This window comes from Pseudonocardia parietis (genome assembly GCF_017876315.1).
Classification (GTDB): domain Bacteria; phylum Actinomycetota; class Actinomycetes; order Mycobacteriales; family Pseudonocardiaceae; genus Pseudonocardia; species Pseudonocardia parietis.
Genome location: NZ_JAGINU010000001.1, coordinates 3,233,348 through 3,251,976 on the forward strand (window position 1 = coordinate 3,233,348; position 18,629 = coordinate 3,251,976).

General features: G+C 71.3%; 16 protein-coding genes. 12 read left to right on the forward strand and 4 right to left on the reverse strand.

Going from position 1 to position 18,629, the window contains the following annotated elements; all coding sequences use genetic code 11:
• Nucleotides 1-58: 58 nt before the first annotated feature.
• The 7 genes from JOF36_RS15345 (at nt 59) to yacG (ending at nt 5,338) form a co-directional block, all read left to right on the forward strand.
• Complete coding sequence (locus JOF36_RS15345) at nt 59-427, forward strand: hypothetical protein (RefSeq protein WP_210027520.1); 369 nt, start codon at nt 59-61, stop codon at nt 425-427.
• A 91-nt stretch (nt 428-518) separates the two neighbouring features.
• Nucleotides 519-911 (forward strand): GntR family transcriptional regulator, encoded by a 393-nt coding sequence (locus tag JOF36_RS15350; RefSeq protein WP_210027521.1) that lies wholly within the window; start codon nt 519-521, stop codon nt 909-911.
• Complete coding sequence (locus JOF36_RS15355; RefSeq protein WP_210027524.1) at nt 908-1,789, forward strand: ATP-binding cassette domain-containing protein; 882 nt, start codon at nt 908-910, stop codon at nt 1,787-1,789. Before JOF36_RS15350 ends, JOF36_RS15355 begins: the two co-directional genes overlap by 4 nt.
• On the forward strand, nt 1,786-2,589 hold the full coding sequence (locus JOF36_RS15360; protein WP_210027525.1) for an ABC-2 membrane transporter-related protein: 804 nt from the start codon (nt 1,786-1,788) through the stop codon (nt 2,587-2,589). Before JOF36_RS15355 ends, JOF36_RS15360 begins: the two co-directional genes overlap by 4 nt.
• Nucleotides 2,590-2,718: 129 nt before the next feature.
• Nucleotides 2,719-4,098 carry a Mu transposase domain-containing protein gene (locus JOF36_RS15365; protein WP_210027526.1) on the forward strand — a complete coding sequence of 460 codons (1,380 nt, stop codon included), beginning with the start codon at nt 2,719-2,721 and terminating at the stop codon, nt 4,096-4,098.
• A complete protein-coding gene (gene istB, locus JOF36_RS15370) occupies nt 4,095-4,958 on the forward strand; it encodes an IS21-like element helper ATPase IstB (protein ID WP_210027527.1) in 864 nt (287 codons plus the stop codon). The genes JOF36_RS15365 and istB overlap by 4 nt, the downstream gene beginning before the upstream one ends.
• The gene (yacG, locus tag JOF36_RS15375; RefSeq protein WP_210027528.1) at nt 4,955-5,338 is read left to right on the forward strand and encodes a DNA gyrase inhibitor YacG; all 384 of its coding nucleotides are present in this window, start codon (nt 4,955-4,957) and stop codon (nt 5,336-5,338) included. The genes istB and yacG overlap by 4 nt, the downstream gene beginning before the upstream one ends.
• 754 nt (nt 5,339-6,092) lie before the next feature.
• Here the strand turns inward: yacG and JOF36_RS15380 are convergent.
• Entirely contained in the window at nt 6,093-8,168 is a 2,076-nt protein-coding gene (locus tag JOF36_RS15380; RefSeq protein ID WP_210027529.1) for an MFS transporter, read from the reverse strand.
• A complete protein-coding gene (locus JOF36_RS15385) occupies nt 8,165-9,346 on the reverse strand; it encodes an FAD-dependent monooxygenase (protein WP_210027530.1) in 1,182 nt (393 codons plus the stop codon). Before JOF36_RS15385 ends, JOF36_RS15380 begins: the two co-directional genes overlap by 4 nt.
• A 179-nt stretch (nt 9,347-9,525) precedes the next feature.
• Here JOF36_RS15385 and JOF36_RS15390 point away from each other — a divergent pair, with 179 nt between their 5' ends.
• On the forward strand, nt 9,526-10,131 hold the full coding sequence (locus JOF36_RS15390; RefSeq protein ID WP_245350847.1) for a TetR/AcrR family transcriptional regulator: 606 nt from the start codon (nt 9,526-9,528) through the stop codon (nt 10,129-10,131).
• Nucleotides 10,132-10,267: 136 nt separating this feature from the next.
• Nucleotides 10,268-11,563: an NAD(P)/FAD-dependent oxidoreductase gene (locus tag JOF36_RS15395; protein WP_210027531.1), complete on the forward strand. Its 1,296-nt coding sequence runs from the start codon at nt 10,268-10,270 to the stop codon at nt 11,561-11,563.
• 8 nt (nt 11,564-11,571) lie between these two features.
• Here the strand turns inward: JOF36_RS15395 and JOF36_RS15400 are convergent, their stop codons facing one another.
• Complete coding sequence (locus tag JOF36_RS15400) at nt 11,572-12,858, reverse strand: PucR family transcriptional regulator (protein ID WP_307862388.1); 1,287 nt, start codon at nt 12,856-12,858, stop codon at nt 11,572-11,574.
• Nucleotides 12,859-12,913: 55 nt separating this feature from the next.
• Between JOF36_RS15400 and JOF36_RS15405 the strand changes: the two genes are divergently transcribed.
• Nucleotides 12,914-13,588 (forward strand): TetR/AcrR family transcriptional regulator, encoded by a 675-nt coding sequence (locus JOF36_RS15405; protein WP_210027532.1) that lies wholly within the window; start codon nt 12,914-12,916, stop codon nt 13,586-13,588.
• On the opposite strand, the gene JOF36_RS15410 is transcribed toward JOF36_RS15405, so the two are convergent.
• Nucleotides 13,571-14,971, reverse strand: coding sequence for an aminopeptidase P family protein (locus JOF36_RS15410; protein ID WP_210027533.1), 1,401 nt, complete (start codon nt 14,969-14,971; stop codon nt 13,571-13,573). The genes JOF36_RS15405 and JOF36_RS15410 overlap by 18 nt on opposite strands.
• Before the next feature lie 116 nt (nt 14,972-15,087).
• Between JOF36_RS15410 and JOF36_RS15415 the strand changes: the two genes are divergently transcribed.
• Together JOF36_RS15415 and JOF36_RS15420 are read left to right on the forward strand one after the other, a co-directional pair.
• Nucleotides 15,088-16,230, forward strand: a complete 1,143-nt coding sequence (locus JOF36_RS15415; RefSeq protein WP_210027534.1) for a serine hydrolase domain-containing protein — start codon at nt 15,088-15,090, stop codon at nt 16,228-16,230.
• 160 nt (nt 16,231-16,390) lie between these two features.
• Entirely contained in the window at nt 16,391-18,379 is a 1,989-nt protein-coding gene (locus tag JOF36_RS15420; RefSeq protein WP_210027535.1) for a S9 family peptidase, read from the forward strand.
• The last annotated feature ends 250 nt before the right edge of the window (nt 18,380-18,629 follow it).

The following is an 18,629-nucleotide window of genomic DNA, read 5'->3' on the forward strand; positions in this document are numbered from 1 at the left end:
TGAAGGCTTTCACTAGTTAACTAGTGAAAGTTAGATGCGATTCGATGGGGGAGTCAAGATGCGTCCACGACACATGGCCGTCGGCGCGGTCGCGATGGCGATCGCCATCGCGACCGGCGGTATCACCGGCACGGCGCTCGCCGATCCACCGGCAGCCACCGACCCGACGCCGATGACGGTGACCTCACAGGCCGGGCCGATCGAGGCGACCGCGTTGAACGCCCGCGGTGAGGGGGCCACGTTCCGGGTGCCGGCCGGCGGTTGGGTCGACATCCCGACCGAGGAGGGTGGTTACACGCGGCTGGTGATCTCCGAGGGTGGCCGCTACATCGGGGAGTACCCGCTCTACAACCCGGGGCTGCGTACCTTCTGCGACGTCGGGCCCGCCTCACCGGAGCCGCGACTGAACTGCGGGATCATCGCCTGAGCCCCGGTCGACGTTCTCGGGGTGGAGGGGGCTCCGGTGAGCGTCGGCCGACCCGCACGACGCGGCAGCAGGCCGCCCGGAGGAGACAGCGGTGATCGAATACCGGATCGACCGGCGCTCCGGCGTGGCTGCCTACCTGCAGATCGTCCGGCAGACGAAAGAGGCACTGCTGCTCGGTGTGCTGCAGGCGGGAGACCAACTGCCGGCAGCTCGTGAGGTCGTCGAGGCTACCGCGATCAACCCGAACACCGTGCTCAAGGCCTACCGGGAGCTGGAGCGCGACGGGCTGGTCGAGGCCAAGCGGGGCGTCGGGACGTTCATCCGGTCCGACGCCGTCGCCGCAGGCCCCGCGGCGAGCTCGCCGCTGCGGGCCGAGATCGAGGGCTGGGCGGCCCGCGCCGTCGCGGACGGGTTGTCCCGGGAGGAGTCCGAGGCACTGGTCCGTGCTGCCCTCGACCGACACTACGAACTGGGGGAGCCATGACCAGCAGCGGAACCTGTGTCCTGCGCACCAGGGGACTGGGCCAGCGGTACGGCGAGGCGTGGGCCCTGCGTGACTGTTCGATCGTCGTCGAGCCCGGATCCGTGGTCGCGCTGACCGGCGCGCCCGGCGCCGGGAAGTCCACGCTGCTCGGTCTGTTGGCCGGACTCGAGAGCGTGTCCGAGGGCAGCGCCGAGGTGCTCGGTGAGCCGGTGCGCCCGGGTGGTCCGCACCCGGCGGTGAGCTATCTCAGCCAGGTCAGGCCGCTGATCGGGGACTTCACCGTCGCCGAGACCCTGCGCCTCGGCGCGGCGCTGAACCCGCGACGCTGGGACGACGCCCGTGCGGCCGACCTCACCGGGCCGCTGCCCCGCAGACGCCGCGCGTCCGAGCTGTCGGCCGGGCAGCGGGCCGTGCTCGCCCTCGCGCTGGTTCTCGGCACGAGGCCGGAGCTGTTGCTGCTCGACGAGCCACTGGCCGGACTCGACCCGCTCACCCGGCGCCGGGCACTGGCCGCGGTCACCGCGCACGTCGCGGAGACCGGTGCGACCGCGGTGCTCGCCTCACACGAGATCGACGACCTGCAGAACGCCTGCGACCGGATGGTGTTCCTCGAGCGCGGCCACGTCCTGCTCGACGCCGACATCGACGCTCTGCTCACCGAGCACCGGGTTCTCCTCGGCCCGGCCGGCGCCGTCAGCTGGTCCGCGGACCACGACGTCGTCGTCGAACGACGGCTCCACGGTCGTAGCCAGACCGTACTGGTGCGGGGGGTGGCGCCCGGCGCGGCGCCGGGCTGGCAGGAGAGCCCACCGGACCTGCTCGAGCTGGTCACCACCTACCTGCGCACCACCGACGACCGTCGGGAGGGGCCTCGATGAGCTGGGTCATCTGGCGTCGCCATCGCACCGCGCTGGTCACCACCGCGGGTTTGGCGGGGACGTACTGCCTGGTGCTCGCGGTACTGGCCGCGACCGGCACCGTCGACACCGTGGTTCGCGATCCGTTCGACATCCTCGGCAACCCGGCGGCGGACTTCTTCGGCTACCTGATGCTCGCCGCCCCGGCTCTGGCCGGTGCGTTCGTCGGCGCACCCCTGCTGGCAGGGGACCTGGAGCGTGGGACGCACGTACTGCTGCTGACCCAGTCGGTGTCGCGGCGCCGGTGGGCTGCGTCGGTCCTGCTCGTCGGCGGCGCAGTTGTCGCGGCGGCGGTGAGTGTGGTCGCGGCGGTGTACCTCGGTCTCGCTGCGACCGAGCCGTGGGCCGACCCCCGCACCATGGCCGCGACCGGCCTGATCCCGCTCGCGAGGACCCTGTCCGCGTTCGCCCTCGGCGCGCTGCTCGGGCTGCTGCTGCGCCGCGTACTCGCGTCAGCCGCGTCGACACTGGCGGCGGTGGTCGTCACAGAGGTGGCGGTGGCGGCCCTGCGGGGCGTCGCCGTCCCGGCTGAGCTGCGTACCGGCCCGCTGCCCTACGGCGGGACCGCCGACGAGGACACGTGGGTCGTCGACCGGGGCTACACCCTCGCCGGCGGCGGGATGCGCAGCGGCTCGACCGGAACCGGCTGCACCCAGGACGACGTGGAATGTCTGCAGGCACACGGCGTCGACGGGAGCTTCATGCTCGTGCATCCGATCGGCGACCGATGGCCGCTCCACTGGGTGCCGCCGCTCATCTGAAAGTGACCACTGCTGATCAGTGGAAGTGACCACCCTTGCGACCCGCCGACTGAGATCCACCACCAGTAGGCGGGCCCCCTCGACGCTCCGGTTGAACCGGCCGGAAGTCGTCGAGGGAGCCCACTCGGGATGCTCGCATGGGAGTCGTACGTGGAAGCACAAGCACTACGCGCGCAGGGATGGACGATCTCCGCGATCGCCCGGCATCTGGGCGTCACACGGGTGACCGTGCGCCGCTATCTGAGCGGCGAACACACGCCGGGGCAGCGGGCCCGCAGCGCGCCGGATCCGTTCGAGGGGTTCGCCGAGTACTGCCGGCTGCGGCTCGGTGCGGACCCGCATCTGTGGGCGACCACGTTGTTCGACGAGGTCACCGCGCTGGGCTATGCGGGCTCGTATCCCTCGTTCACGCGCGCGCTGCGCGCCCGGGAGCTGCGCCCGGCCTGCGAGCCGTGTCGGTCGGGCAAGACCAGCCAGCGGGCGGTGATCGCCCACCCGCCGGGCGCCGAGACCCAGTGGGACTACCTGGAGCTGACCGACCCGCCCGCGCACTGGGGGTTCGCCGGCAGCGCGTTCGTGCTGCTCGGGGTGCTGGCGCACTCGAGCCGGTGGCGGGGCTGGATCACCGAGTCGCTCGATCAGCCGCACCTGATCGAAGGCCTCGACCAGGTCGTCGGCCGTCTCGGCGGGGTGACGCGGCGGTGGCGGTTCGACCGGATGTCCACGGTGTGTCATCCCGGCTCGGGCCGGCTCACGGTCAGCTTCGGACCGGTGGCGGTGCACTACCGGGTCGGGATCGACATCTGCCCGCCGCGGCACGCCTGGCGCAAGGGCGCGGTGGAGAAGAGCGCGCACGTGATCGCCCAACGCTGGTGGCGCACCCTGGCCGACGACACCACCCTCGCGGGGGCCCAGGCCGGGCTGGACCGGATCTGCGCCCGCCTCGACGGACGCCGCCGCGCCGACGCCGACGGGGGCAAGACGACCGTGGGCGCGCTGGCCGAGGCCGAGCCGTTGCGGGCGGCACCGGCGCCGCTGCCGGCGGTGCTGAGCGTCGAGCGCACCGTGTCCGAGCAGGCCCTGGTCGCGTTCCGCGGCAACCGCTACTCGATCCCACCCGGGCACACCGGCGAGATCGTGACCGTTCGCCACCAACTCGGCACCCCGGCACTGGACATCGCCACCGCACGCGGTGTCGCGCTGGCGCATCACCTGCGGTCCCCGGACGGAGCCGGCGCACTGGTGCGCCTCGACGAACACGTCGCCGCCATGACCCGGGTGGTGCTCGCCGAGTTCACCGACCGCGCGCCCTGCCCGCGCAAGCACCGCCGCCCACCCACCGCCGACGCCCTGGCCGAAGCGGATCGGATCCGCCACGCCCAGGCCGGCCCGGCCAGCGGCGAGCAGGTCGTCATCGACTTCGACGCCTACGCCTCCGGCACCCGCCCGCTGCGCGGACGCGCCCACACCGGCGAGACCAGCGGACAGGATGGGCGGGAGAGCTCATGAACACCCACCGGCCCGACCATGCGGTCAACCAGGCTGAACCCGACGGCTCGAGCGAGGCGGCGACCTATCAGCGGCTGCGCGCTCACCTGGAGGTCCTCAAGCTGGGCACGGCCGCCGAGGCGTTGACCGGGGTGCTCGACGCCGCCCGCGCCGAGCAGCTCTCGCCCACCGCGGTGATGGAACGGCTGCTCGGGCTCGAGGTCTCCCACGCCGAGGCCCGTCGGTTGGCCGGCAGGTTGCGGTTCGCCTGCCTGCCGCACTCCTGGACCCTGGACGAGTTCGACTTCGCCGCCCAACCCGGGGTCGACGAGAAACTCGTGCGTGAGCTCGCGGCGCTGCGCTTCCTCGACGACGCCGGCAACGTCCTGTTCGTCGGTCCACCCGGCACCGGCAAGACGATGCTCGCGGTCGCACTCGCCCGGGCCGCGGTCGATGCCGGGCACCGGGTCTACTTCACCACCGCCGCCGACCTGGCCAAACGCTGCCGCAAGGCCGCCTTGGAAGGACGCTGGGCCACCGCGATGCGGTTCTACTGCGGCCCCCGGCTGCTGGTGATCGACGAGTTCGCCTACTCCCGCACCGCGCCGGACCCGGACGCGAACGCCGCCCTGTTCGAGGTGATCAACCGCCGCTATCTGAAGTCGTCGACGATCGTGACCAGCCACGCCGGAGTGGCCAGCTGGGGTGACCGGCTGGCCGACCCGATGCTGGCCGCCGCGCTGCTCGACCGGCTGCTGCACCGGGGCATCGTCGTCGCCATCGACGGGCCCTCCTACCGGATGCGGGCCCACCAGCAACGCAGTAACCAACTCCGGCGGGCGCTCGGCGAGCACGACCCGACCGGGCAGGGCCGATCATGACCATCCTGGGCGAGCACCCCTGCCCGGCCTGCGGCCGGCAGGTCACCGTGACCCGACGCAACCCCAACCGCCGGTTCTGCTCCTCGCGCTGTCGAGCCGCGCATCACCGCGACCACCCGCACACCGCCCCGGACGCCGTTCCCGGCTCGTTCAACACCCCGAACGCCGTCACGCGCGATGCCCTCACCAGCCCGAACGGCGACCACGCCGTTCCCGACGCCGTCCCGAACGCCGTCCCACCCGGGCACGCCGTTCCCGCCGCGAACGGCGTCCAACGCTGCCCGCACTGCCGCACCGAGCTGGCCGTCATCACCGTCGTCGTCCCCGCCGGCGCCGCCCACATCCGCACCCCGGAGGTGACCCACATGACCCCGACCTGACCACTACTCTGGCCGCGCCAGGGTGGTCACTTCCACCGATCAGAACTGGTCATTTTCGCTGAGCGCCAGCATGGGCGGAGGTGGGCGCGCACCTGCTACTCGCGAGCGCCGCGCTCGTGGTCCTGTTCTGGCGTGTGCGCCGTCCACTCGGTCGCTGAGAGCCCGCCCGCCCGACGGTGGGCTCCGGCTCCCGGAGAGGCGGGCGGACCCACCTGTTGGTGAACGGCAGGAAGTCCGGGTGCTCGCCGCTGCACAGAGGGAGCAGTAGCCGGTGCCACGGCCGCGGAGCACGTAGCTGGCGTCACCGACCGACCCCGGCAGTGGACGACGGACGCGTCACCGACGACGCATAGCGGGAGATCACCCGGTGAGGACGAGCTTGCCCTGAACGTGACCTTCTGACCGCCCGCCGTGATGTTCGGGGCGAGCCGCCCGGTAGCCATCAGCGCGGCGACGCGCTCGAGGCCGCTCCGGTCGAGGCGCCGGTGGACGAACACGCCGCCGAGTCCGGTCACCGACGGGTCCCCACCCCTCGGCGGGCGACCACGACACTGGCCGACCGCCCTGGATCACCCACTGCGCCCGGCGAAGTCATCGATCACGGGCTTCCACCGCATCGTCCATCGTCCGTCGGGCGCGGCCGTCGCGGTCGGGCCCAGGCTGCGGAACTGGTTCGGGCCCTTCAGGGCAGCCTGCTCGGCAGGGAAGTGCGTGTACTCGCAGGCGCGCGCGCATCGGACGTCGGCAGTGCCCCTCAGCCGTCGTCCCGCGCCTCTTGCGCCCGTTCCCGAGCGGCCTCCGCGGCATCCTCTGCGTTCTCCCGCACCTCCTCGCGCTCATCGGCCAAGATCTCACCGGGGCGCATCACGTCGACCATCCCGAACGCACCGACGGCGTCCACCACGATCTCGCGCCCCGGCTCGCTGCAGGCCCGCTCGCACTCGGTGCCGCCGAACACCACCCGGCCGACGACTCGGGCGCTCACGCCGTCGGGCACCACGACGTCGACGCTGCCGAAGAGCGCACCCACCTCCACCCGTTCCTGGGCGGGCCCGACGGTGACCTGCCGGCTGCCCAGCAGCGCCGTGCCGTCGTCCGCGGTGACGATCTGGGTCCCGATGAACAGCACCACTCCGGCGAGCAGCACCACACCGGCCCCACCTGTGAGGCGCTGCGGCAGTCTCCTCACGCCACTGCCGGCGACGGTCGGGACGGGCTCGGTGACGACCTGGGTCGGGGCCTCCTCGGAGGCGGACCAGTACGGGGCCGGGTCGCGCAGCGCATCGTCGGGGCGCGTCGCCACGCTGACGGCCGGGCCGGGTGCGCGGTGACGGGTCGACTGCGTCGCCCCGGGGCCCGGGGTCGCCCGCGGCCGCCCCGACGACCCGGCACTCGTCAGCGTCTGCCGCGGGGTGGGCCGCTTGCGTGTCAGCACAGTCGCGGTCACCACGGCGGTGACGAACAGGATCCCGGCCATGAGGATGTAGAGGTACACGCCGGCCGCCGAGTTCTGCGGGGCGCCCTCCGCCTCGGTGGTGGTGGCGTTGAGCACCGCTGTTCCGGCGACGTTGACGACGGCGCCTCCGACGGCGAGCATCACCGACACCAGACCGGAGACCACGCCGTGCCGTTCGGGTGGTGCCTGGCCGGTCGCCAGGTTGAACCCGGAGGTGTTGATCGCTCCTGCGGCCATTCCGAGCAGCCCGACCGAGGCGACCATCAGCGGGAACGACGACACCCCCGCCAGCATCGTGAAGGTTCCCACCGTCCCGATCACGATGCCGCCCAGGAGTGTGCGCGCGGGGCCGATCCGTGTGGCGAGCCACCCGGCGAAGATGCCACCGAGGATGATGCCGGGCGCGGGTGCTGCGAACAGCAGGGCGCTCGGGCCGGTGCCGGCCAGCCCGTAGCCGAGTCCGAGTTCCGGTGACACCTTGGCGATGAGGCTCATCAGCTGGATCGTGCTCTGGAAAGATCCCGCGGCCAGCACCACGGCCAGCAGTGTCAGCAGGAGTGGCCTGCTCAACGCTCGGATGTCGACGATGGGCTCGTCGACCCGCAGGGCCAGGACCGCCCAGCCGACCAGGGCGGCACCCCCGGCCGCGAGCAGGGCGATCATTCCTCCGGACAGCCACCCGAGGTCCTGCCCGAGGCTGGCGTAGCCGAGCACGCCGGCGAGGCCGCCGCCCAGCAGCAGTGCCCCGCCCACGTCGATCCTGCCGCTGCCGAGGATCGGCGACTCCGGGATGAACAGGCGAACGCTCAATCCGGCGGCCGCGGCCAGGACGACCGACACGGCGAACACGCTCTGGAAGCCGAACTGCGCGATGAGCGGCTCCATCAGGAACGGCTCGACGATGCCGACGATCGCGGAGGCGGAGGTCACGATTCCGATCGCGGTCATCGCCACCCGCGGGGGACAGAGCTGGCGCGTGAGTGCCACCGTGAGGAACACCACGGCCATGGCGGAGCCCTGGAGGAACCGTCCCAGCAGGAAGAGCGCGAGGTTGGGCGCGATGAGGCAGATCACCGAGCCTGCGCCCGAGACGAATATCGTGATGAGCAGTACTCGGCGTCTACCGAAGACGTCGGCGCTCTTGGCGAGCAACGGTGAACAGATGGCGCCCGCCAGCATCGCGCTCGAGTTCAGCCAGGCGACCTTGTTGGTGCCGAAGTACTCGAGCATCTCCGTCGTGACCATCTGGGGAGTGGTGATGACGGTGTCGGCCATACGGTTGGCGAGGACGAGGACGCCCACCCAGCCGATGAGCCGCCAACTCCATCGGCGCTCCTCGACGATGCGATCGAGCTCGACGGTGGCGTCGTTCACGATGAGTTCTCCCCAGTGCGTGCGGCGGGCGACGCCCGTCCCGGCGGTCGTGCTGTGGGTGGTTCAGCGTGCTGGGAGCCCGCCGTTCGCAAGCGCTCGTTGCGAGCGTCGATGGCCTCCTGGGTGGGCGGAATCAGGCGGTCGCGGCCCTGGCCGACCCGCTCCTGGGCGAAGGTGACGTAGGGACGCTGCCGGGCCTCGTACCGGTGGAACGCCTCGGTGTGATCGGTTCCGCACCGTTGGAGTTCTTCGGCGAGGAGATGGGCTCCGGTGAGCGCGAGCGAGGTGCCCCGGCCGGAGAGGAAGGCCGCGCAGTACCCGGCGTCCCCCACGAGAGCGACGCGGCCGCGGTGCCAGGAGGGCATGTGGATCTGGCTGGCGGAGTCGAAGAAGAACTCGGGGTCGGTGCGGGCCGCGTCGAGCAGCTGGGGGATCTTCCACGTCGTGTGGCCCGCGAAGGCATCGGTGAGGATCTTCTTCTGGGCGTCCAGGTCGTGGTGGTCGTAGTCGAGCGGTTCCGATCGGAAGGTGAAGGTCGCCAGCGCCTTGTCCTTGTAGCGGGCGATGCCCGCCATCCGCGCGGGGACGTTGTACATCGAACTGACGCGATCGGGCCATGCCTCGTCGGGCAGCGCGGCGAGGGCGATGTAGACACCGAGGTGGCGCAGGTAGTCCCGCTCGGGGCCGAACACCAGCCTGCGTACTGCGGAGTGCTGGCCGTCGGCACCGAGCACGAGGTCGTACCGTTCGCGGTGGCCAGACCTGAGCTCCACGTCGACGCCGTCGCCGTCGTCGGTCAGGGAGTCGATCGAGTCGCTGAAGCGGATCGTCGCGGTGGCCGGGAGGGCGTCGGCGAGGATGTGCACCAGGTCCGCGCGGACGATCTCGATGTCGTCGTCGGAGTCGCTCACCTCCGCCATCGGGATCCGGGCCACCGGTTCGCCGTCGCTGTCGACGAACTGCATGAGCTCGCTCATCCGGATCCGTTGCTCGCGGATCTTCGCAAGCAGCCCCATCCTGGCCACGGTCTCGACGGCGTCGCCTCGGATGTCGATGGGTGTGCCGGTGAGCCGGAGGCGATGGGCGTACTCGACGACGGTGACGTCGTGGCCGCGGGTGCCGAGGTCGAGTGCGCAGGCGAGCCCGGCGATGCCGGCTCCGGACACGAGGATCTTCATGGTGGGTGCTCCGGGTTCGCTGGGTGGCTGCGTCGAGCGGATCAGGCGCTCGTCGACCTCGGTCCGTTAAAGCGACTATCCTGTTGCTTTAGTGGACGGTACGTTCCGGCCGTGGGTGCGTGCAACGCGGGGGTCGACGACAATCCACTCCCGAGCAGAGGGCAGGAGGTGAGCCGCTGATGGCCGGCACCGCGGATCAGTTGCCGACGCGTCGTCCCGGTGGCCGCACCGCGCGGGTGCGAGCGCAGATCCTCGCCGCGACCGTCGAGCTCGTCGCGCGGAACGGGATCGCGGGCTTCCGCTACGAGGAGGTCGCCGAGCTCGCCGGCGTGCACAAGACCAGCGTCTACCGCAACTGGGCCGACCGTGAGGAGCTGGTGGTCGAGGCCCTGCTGCAGTACGTCGACGACCTCGGGTCGGTCGCCGACACCGGCGATCTCCGCAGGGACCTCGTGGACTTCCTGATGGTCCTCAGCGAGGGCCTGGGCAGGCCCACGGTCCGGGCTCTCGAACAGGCGACCCAGGCCACCCACGAGAGCCCGGCCGTCCGCCGGGCGGCGACCAGAATCTTCGAAGAGCGCGCCGCCGCCATGCGGCGTCGCATCGAGCTGGCGATGGCCCGAGGCGAGCTGCCGCCGGTCGACTACTCCTTGTTCGGCGAGATGATCTCCGGTCCGGTGCACCTTATCGTGAACCGCGGCCTGCGCCCGTTCACCCGCGCGGACGCGGAGCGCATCGTCGATCTGGTACTCGCAGGCGTCCGGGCCACGACACCACACACCTGAGCGCGCTCCGGTCCCGGCGCACTGACGGTTGCGCCATCGAAGACGCCGGCGGCAAACGACATCTGTCGCACCGAGCGGTCCGTACCTTCGTCGCCGGACGGATGTTCGGGAGGAATCGGCTGCTCAGACTGGACTCATGGATGCGGATGTCGTCATCGGTGCCGGGGTGGTCGGGTCGTCGATCGCCCTGGAGCTAGCTCGGGCCGGCCGGAAGGTGATCGTCATCGACAAGGCCGGTGGAGTCGGGCACGGCTCGACGAGCTCGTCGAGTGCGGTGGTGCGGTTCAACTTCTCCACCCGTGCCGGGGTCGCGACGGCCTGGGAGTCGCGGGCCTGCTGGCAGCACTGGGGCGAGCACCTCGGATGCGATGTCGGCGAGCTGGTGCGCTACGAACGGTGCGGGATCGCGATGCTCGACGTGGAGCTCGCCCCCCGCGCCGGTTACGTGAGCCTGTTCGACGAGGTCGGCGTGCCCTACGAGGAATGGGACGGGGCCACGCTGCGCAGCCGGATCCCGGGTATCGACAGCGGCCGGTACTGGCCGCCCAAGCGCATCGACGACGAGCGGTTCTGGGACGAGGCGACCGGCGAGCTCGGTGCGGTGTACACGCCCGACGCGGGCTACGTCAGCGACCCACAGCTCGCCGCCCAGAACCTGGCCGCGGCCGCGGCCCACCACGGGGCGCAGTTCCGGCTCCGCACCACCGTGGTCGGGCTCGACACCGACGGCGGGCGAGTGACCGGCGTCCGACTCGACGACGGCAGCACGATCGCGTGCCGCACCGTGACCAATGCCGCCGGGCCGTGGTCGGCCCGGCTCAACGCGCTGGCCGGTGTCGGCTCGGACTTCACGATCGGGCTGCGTCCGCTGCGCCAGGAGGTGGCCCATGCGACCGCGCCGGCCGACAACACTCGGGCGGGTTCGCCCGGTGTCGCCATCGCCGACATGGACCTCGGCACCTACATGCGCGGCGAGGTGGGCGGCGGCCTGCTGATCGGGGGCACCGAACCCGACTGCGACCCGCTGCACTGGCTCGACGACCCCGACCAGGCCCACCCGCAGCCCACGGCGGCGGTGTTCGAGGCGCAGGTGACCCGGGCGGCCAGGCGACTGACCGAGCTGACGGTACCCAGCCGTCCCCGCGGTGTGGTGGGTGTCTACGACGTCACCGACGACTGGACCCCGATCTACGACCGCACCGAGCTGGACGGGTTCTACGTCGCGATCGGCACCAGCGGCAACCAGTTCAAGAACGCACCACTGGCCGGGAAGTTCCTGACCACGCTCATCGAGCAGGTCGAGGGCGGACACGACCACGACACCCACCCGGTGCAGTTCCGCGGTGCACACACCGGCCAGACGATCGACCTCGGCGCGTTCTCCCGCCGCCGCAGAGCCAACACCGGGACCTCCGGCACGGTCATGGGATAGGCATGGGCTCAGGCCCGGCGCCGGTACGCCGCAGCGAGAGCGCGCAGCTTGAGCCCCAAGTGCAGCGTCAGCCGGTCGTCCCCGCTGTTCAGGCTGCAGCCGGTGTGGGTCTCGATGCGCTTGAGGCGGTGGTACAGCGTCGCGCGGTGGACACACAGCAGCTCGGCGGTGCTCCGGACGTCGCCCGCGTGGTCGAGGAACCCCTCGAGTGTCTCGACCAGCACACCGTGCGGATCGTTCCGTTCCAGTTCGATCAGGGCCGGTACCTGCGATGAGAGCAGGAGGTCGTCGACAGGCAGCTTGAGCAGGACCTCGTAGGGGCCCAGCTCGCCCCACCGGGCCACGGCCCCGATCGAGGGCACGAGCACGGCGGCGTGGGCAGCCAGGAACGCGTGGCGGTGGGAGTCCACCACGGACTCGAGGCCATCGACCGCGGAGCCGACGCCGATCACCACCCGCGCCCCCTCACCGGCCAGGGACCGGAACCGGGCGAGGACCCGGTTGCTGATCGCATCGACCGGTACGCCGGCCGGACGTGCGGCGTAGAGGATCCAAGCCCTCGAACGGTTCGCCACGGTGAGGCTGACGTCGTCGCCGACGCGCAGGCCCTCCTGGACGGCGGATTCGAGCGCGACGGCCGCCGCATCGTCGCCGCCGTCGACCCGGGCGCCCAGGACGAGGAACGACGTGGGGCCTTCGGGGAACAGGTTCTCCGCACGCAGATCTTCGGCGGCCTGGACGCGAGCCGCGTGGTCGGACGAGACGAGCTCACGCAGGATTGCCTCGTGGCGCGCCGTGGAGCGCTCGTGCAGGACCAGCCGTCGGTAGAGCACCACTCCGGCCCGGGCGGCGGCAGCTTCGGTCGCTGCGGTTTCCGCCGGGTCGAGGGTGCCGTCGGTGTCGATCAACCAGAGGAACCCCAGCAGCAGTCCGCTGCAGCGCACCGGAGCGCACAGCCGCGGGCGCGTGTTCTCGGACGGGATGGTCACGTTCCCCGGCCGTGTCCACCTCGCGATGCCGTGACCGAGCACGTCCTCGGTGAGGTCGGGGCTCACCGAGCGGTTGAGGACCGAGGCCACGCGCACCGGGTCCTCGTCCCCGAAGTGCCGGCTCGCGGCCAGCAGGCGGATCGCCGGATCGTCGATCGCCACCGATCGTTGTAGCCGTTCGGCGAGATCGTCGACGATCTCCTGCAGGCCGTCGTCCGGCATCGCACGATCCTCCGTCCTAGTCGGCACGACCACCGTGGCGGTTGTCGCGATGCCGGACCGGCCGGAGACAGCGCCACCCGTCACGCACGCGCCTATGCTCTCCAGTCGGGACCTCCACCGCACGCCACGAAGGAGCACAGTGAAGACGTCGGCACGCCGTTCGAGGGGCGAGCAGGTCGGGCTCACCCGAGCGGCTGTCGTCGCCGCCGCCGAGTCCGTGGCCGAACGTTCCGGTCTTGCCGAGCTGTCACTGCGCGCCGTGGCCACCGAGCTCGGCGTCAGTGCCACTGCGATCTACAACCATGTCCGGGACAGGGACGACCTGCTCGATGCCGTCGCGGACGCGTTCGTGGCACGGGAGGTGCTGGCGCAGCTCCCGGGTGGGATGGAGCCGCTGGAGCGGGTCCGCCTCGTCGCGCACCGGCTCCATCGGGCCGGCATCGAGCACCCCGGCCTGCTCACCGCGATCGTCGGCTATCTCCCCGAACAGTCACCCTCGGCGCAGGTGGACTGCACCCAGCTCATGCTCACCGATCTGGAGGCGGCGGGCGCGCCGCCTGAGCGGGCCGTGGTGCTCTACCGCGCGATCCTGATGCTGTGTGCCGGTGAGGCCATCGCCTACGCGAACCACCACCGCCCGCGCGCCACCTCGATCGCCGAGCGATACGAGCGGCACGCGAGCCTCGGGCGCTACACCGAGCTCGGCAACTATCTGCGCAGCGCTGCGAGCCCCGACTGGGATCGGGGCTTCGAGCAGGAGCTCGACCTTGTCCTCCGCGAGCTGGGCCCGCCCACGTCAGGAGAGGGTCTGTAGCCAGTCCTCGACCCCGGCCGTCGAGGTCGGGAGTCCGGCCGAGAGCACCTCGCAACCGTTCGAGGTGACGACGACGTCGTCCTCGATCCGCATGCCGAGGCCGCGCAGCGGAGCGGGTACGTACTCGTCGTACGGCGAGAAGTAGAGCCCCGGCTCGATCGCCAGGACGTGGCCCTCGACCAGCGGCTGTGTCATGTACTCGCTCGTCACGGAGAAGCTGTCGTGCACGTCGATGCCGAGCATGTGACCGATGCCGTGCAGAGTCCAGCGTCGGGCGAGAACGTCCTCGGCGAGGCCCTCGACGTTCCGGTTCGGGAGTACCCCGAGCGATGTCAGGCCCTCGGCCAGGACACCTGCGGCCGCCGCACCCAGCTCCTCGAAGGTCGTGCCGGGGCGCACCGCGTCGAGCGTGACCCGGTGCGCAGCCGAGATGATGTCGTGGACGTCGCGCTGCGCGGGGGAGAAGCGCCCGGAGACGGGGAACACCCGGGCGACGTCGGAGCCGTAGAACTCGGTGCTCTCGACGCCGGCGTCGAGCAGCAGGATGTCCCCGGACTCGATCTGCCCGTCGTTGCGGAACCAGTGCAGGATCGTCGAGCGTGACCCCCCGCAGCACACCGGGGTGAAGGCCACGCCCCGGCCGTGGGTACGGGCCGCCTGGGTGAACAGCCCTTCCACCAGGGGCTCGCCGTACTTGAGGACGTCGGGTAGAGCTCGGGCGACGGCCCGGAAGCCCTCCACGGTCGCGGCCGACGCCTCGCGCAACCGGCTGATCTCGTAGTCGTCCTTGACCAGGCGTCGGCGGGCGAGCTGCTTCTCGAGCTCCTGCCCGTCCTCGGGGACGAGGGAGTCGACGAGCGGGTCGAGGCCACGGACCGTTCGAGCCCGGCCTGCACCCCGCAGGACGGCCTCCAGGTCCTCGATCGGACGCGTCTCGAGTCCCAGGCGGGTCCGGATCGCCGAGAGGGATTCGGGCCGGCCGTCGTAGACGGCTCCCCGCGCGGCGTCGAGGTAGGCGAGTGGACGACCGAGCGCCGGACGCTCGTCCACGAACAGTGTCGGCTCCCCGTCGGAGCCGATCACGAGGACGGAGCCCGGGTCGACCTCTCCGACCAGCCACAGGAAGTCCGATGCCGGGCGGAAGGGGTAGGTGAGGTCGCTGGTGCGCCAGGGAGGACGTCCGTTGGGGACCACCAGCAGATCGCCGGCGAAGTCCGCCGTGACCGCAGCCCTGCGGCGTCGGCGCGGTGCGGCGCCGGCCCACTCCTCGATGTCGACGGTGGGGACCCGCCAGCCGTCGGTCATCACCCGAACCAGCTCCACCGGGATGCGGCGGCCGGTCCTCGTCACGAGATCCTGCAGTTCTTCGTCGGTCCAGCTCATGCCCTTGCCTTCCATATTAACGGTGTTAATCTACGGAGCATGGCCGTGGCCCGAACCGTGCGTCAAGGCCCCAGGTTCCACACCCCCGTTCGACGCTCACCTTCGGAGGAGCCCGCATGACTTTCGATGTCGACAAGGTCCGGGACGTCGCTGCGGCGCAGCTCGACGGCGACCCGGAGGCCGGGGCCGCCCTGTGCGTCTACGTCGACGGCACCGCGGTGCTCGACGAGACCTGGGGGGTCGCCGACGCCGAGGCCGGCACGCCCTACACCGCCCGGACGCTGCAGATCGTGCAGAGCATGGGCAAGGGCGTCGTCGGAGCGGCCGCGGCGCTCCTCGTCGAGCGCGGTCAGCTCGACCCGGCCGCTCGTGTGGCGTCGTACTGGCCCGAGTTCGGGACACCGGACAAGCGCGAGATCACCGTGGCTCAGCTGTTGTCGCACCAGGCAGGTCTGATCTACCTGGACGACACGATGCCGCTGGGTCTGACGACGGACCGGGAGAAGCTCGCCACCGCGCTGGTGGCGCAGGCGCCCGCATGGGAACCGGGGACCAGGATCGGCTACAGCCCGCAGACGGTCGGGAACTATGCCGACTTCCTGTTCGAGCACGCCTCGGGGCACGGATTCGCCGAGCTGTTGCGCCAGATCAACGACGCCCTCGGGACCGAAATGTACGTCGGTCTCCCCGCCGGGCAGCGGCACCGCGCTGCTCGTGTCCTCGGTGCCACGGGTGGCTCGACAGCGGACATGCCGCCGGAGCTGGTCGCAGCGTTCGCCGACCCGGACAGTCTGCAGTCACGCGTCATGCGCAACATCCCCGAGACGTTGCCGGACCCGATGCCCGCCGTCAACGGCGAGGCGATCCGTGACGCGTTCATGCCTGCCGCGAACATGTTCGCCGGTGCCCGGGACTTCGCGCGCCTCTACGACGGGTTGAGCGGAGCCCTGCGAGGCGACGACTCGACGCCCTGGAGCCGGGAGGTCGTCCGGATGGCGACGACCGAGGTCGTGCGCGGTGTCGATGCGGTGATCCTCGCCGAGACCGCCTTCGCGCTCGCCTTCCAGAAGCCCAGCAGCACCTACCCGCTCGCCCGCAGCCCCCGTGCCTTCGGGCACGGCGGAGCAGGCGGCTCTCTGGCGATGGCCGACCCGGACGCCGGCTTCGCCCTGTGCTGGCTCCCCACCCGCTACGGGGCGACGCATTTCGATCCACGCCAGACCGCCGTCCTCGACGCCGTCTACTCGGCCCTCGACTGAACGGGCGGGGCCGGACACCGATCGTGCTCGACAGGTGTCACACCGATGGTGCGGCACCCGCGACATCCGGCTGTAGAGCGTCCTCCATCGGTGCGACCACTCTGGCTCGGCGAGGGCGACGGACGGCGGTGCACGGACACCGCCACGAGAAGGGAACCCGATGGCAGACGAGCTGAGCGCAACCGCACCGTATGAGAAGCAGTACGAGACGGCGCAGACGCACCTGCGTGCGTTGCACGAACCCGCGTTCGGCAGGCCCTCGGGCCTGCGTGAGGCACACGTGACCCGGGACGGCCTGCGCACCGTGGTGACCGCGGATGTCCTGGATGAGCTCGAGGGACTGCCGCGGACGGCGCTCTACACCGCCCAGGACGGTCGTTTCCGGCAGGTGTCGGCGCTGGGCGGTTCGGCCCGGTCGGGGCGGTTCTCACCGGACGGGCACACGCTGGCGTTCCTGGCCGACCGCGCCGAGAAGGGCGTGTTCCAACTCCACCTGCAGGTGGACGGCCGGCTGGGCGAGGCGGAGGCGGCGCCCGCGGTGCCCGGCACGGTCGAGTACCTGCACTGGTCGCCGGACGGCAGCAGAATCCTGCTGGGGGTCGCCGGTCTCGGCGCCGATCTTTCCGGCGGGCAGGGGTCGGGGGTCAACCGCAGGAAGGTCGACGATGCTCCGTCGTGGTTCCCCCGCATCGATGGTGAGGTCGTCCAGGAGGCCTGGCGCAGCCTGTGGACCTACACTCCCGGGACCGGGGTACTCGAACGCCTGTCCCCGGAGGGCCTGAACTGTTGGGAAGCGGGATGGTGCGGGCCCGACCGCGTTGCGGCCATCACCTCCGACGGTCCCACCGAGGATGACTGGTACAACGCCGACCTCAGCCTGATCGAGCCGGACGGCTCGGTACGGAAGCTGCTCAGCAGCGAGGTGCAGCTCGGCCTGCCGACCGGCTCGCCCGACGGCCGGTGGGTCTCGGTGGCCGAGGCGGTGTGCAGCGACCGCTGGCTGGTCGCCGGTGACCTGCTCCTGGTCGACCCCGGGTCCGGGGCGGTCCGGCGGATCGACACCCGCGGAACCGACGTGACCCGGCTCGAGTGGATCGACGACGCCCGGCTCGGCTACATCGGGCAGCGCCACCTCGACTCGGTCGCCGGCATCGTCCGGGTCGGCGACGGCAGCGTGACCGAGGTCCTCTCCATGCCGCACGCGTGCGGTGGCGCCACGTTCCACCCCGACGGCGCCTTCACCGCCGACGGTCGCGTGTGCACGATCGAGGAGTCCTACGAGCTCCCGCAGCAGCTGGTCCTGATCGGCCCCGACGGCGACCAGGTCCTCGCCTCCATCGCCCATCCCGGCACCGACTACCTGCGCTCGGTGGCCGGGACCGCGGAGGCGATCACCTGGAACGCCCCCGACGGGACGGAGATCGAAGCCATCCTGTGCACGCCCGACGGTGAGGGGCCCTTCCCGCTGGTGGTGAACATCCACGGCGGTCCGATCTGGGCCTTCCGCAACACGTGGTCGATGAGGTCCGCGTGGGTCCCGCTGCTGGTCTCCCGCGGGTACGCGGTGCTCAACCCCAACCCCCGCGGCAGCTGCGGCCGAGGGCAGGGATTCGCGGGCCTGGTCGTGGGGGACATGGGCGGAGCGGACACCCACGACTACCTCTCCGGGATCGACGCGCTCGTCGAACGCGGCGTCGTCGACGAGGCCCGGGTCGGTCTGATCGGCGCGAGCTACGGGGGCTACATGTCGTCCTGGCTGGTCACCCAGGACCGACGGATCGCGGCCGCTGTGCCGATCGCCCCGGTGACCGACTGGTACAGCCAGGGCTTCACGAGCAACATCGCAGCGTGGGGCAACCGGTTCCTCGACGCCGATCCGGAACAGCATGGGACCCGGGCGCACACCCGCAGCCCGGTGCTGCACGCCAGTAAGGCCCGTACACCGTGCCTCAACGTCGCCGGTGCACTCGACAACTGCACACCGCCGGGGCAGGCGCAGGAGTTCCACCAGGCGCTCCGCGCGCACGGGGTGCCCTCGGCGCTGGTGATCTACCCGCAGGAGGGGCACGGGGTGCGGTCCTACCCGGCGCAGATCGACTTCCTGGCCCGGATGCTGGACTGGTTCGAGCGCTACATGCCGGCGGACTAGCGCGCCGAGCGTCTGCGGTGTCGACGGCGCCCTGGTCGAGATGGTCCTGCAGCTGTGGCGCGTCGACGATGAGGTTCCGTGTGAAGGGACGGTCCAGCTGCGGGCGGGACCGGGTGAGCGTCAGGGGCCCGGTCGGGGTCGGCCGGGTCCGGGGCGCGGAAGGCCTGCGCTGGTCGGCCGGATGCCGCCCGGCGGAAGGTGTACGTCGGTAAGTGCGTTCAAGATCATTGCCTGATCGTTTGGAGCAGGC

Bases quoted from the DNA above. Each gene is read 5' to 3' on its own strand.
- JOF36_RS15345 (WP_210027520.1), top strand. From the start codon at position 59: ATGCGTCCACGACACATGGCCGTCGGCGCGGTCGCGATGGCGATCGCC.
- JOF36_RS15355 (WP_210027524.1), top strand. From the start codon at position 908: ATGACCAGCAGCGGAACCTGTGTCCTGCGCACCAGGGGACTGGGCCAG.
- JOF36_RS15360 (WP_210027525.1), top strand. From the start codon at position 1,786: ATGAGCTGGGTCATCTGGCGTCGCCATCGCACCGCGCTGGTCACCACC.
- JOF36_RS15365 (WP_210027526.1), top strand. From the start codon at position 2,719: ATGCTCGCATGGGAGTCGTACGTGGAAGCACAAGCACTACGCGCGCAG.
- istB (WP_210027527.1), top strand. From the start codon at position 4,095: ATGAACACCCACCGGCCCGACCATGCGGTCAACCAGGCTGAACCCGAC.
- yacG (WP_210027528.1), top strand. From the start codon at position 4,955: ATGACCATCCTGGGCGAGCACCCCTGCCCGGCCTGCGGCCGGCAGGTC.
- JOF36_RS15385 (WP_210027530.1), bottom strand. From the start codon at position 9,346: ATGAAGATCCTCGTGTCCGGAGCCGGCATCGCCGGGCTCGCCTGCGCA.
- JOF36_RS15390 (WP_245350847.1), top strand. From the start codon at position 9,526: ATGGCCGGCACCGCGGATCAGTTGCCGACGCGTCGTCCCGGTGGCCGC.
- JOF36_RS15395 (WP_210027531.1), top strand. From the start codon at position 10,268: ATGGATGCGGATGTCGTCATCGGTGCCGGGGTGGTCGGGTCGTCGATC.
- JOF36_RS15410 (WP_210027533.1), bottom strand. From the start codon at position 14,971: ATGAGCTGGACCGACGAAGAACTGCAGGATCTCGTGACGAGGACCGGC.
- JOF36_RS15415 (WP_210027534.1), top strand. From the start codon at position 15,088: ATGACTTTCGATGTCGACAAGGTCCGGGACGTCGCTGCGGCGCAGCTC.
- JOF36_RS15420 (WP_210027535.1), top strand. From the start codon at position 16,391: ATGGCAGACGAGCTGAGCGCAACCGCACCGTATGAGAAGCAGTACGAG.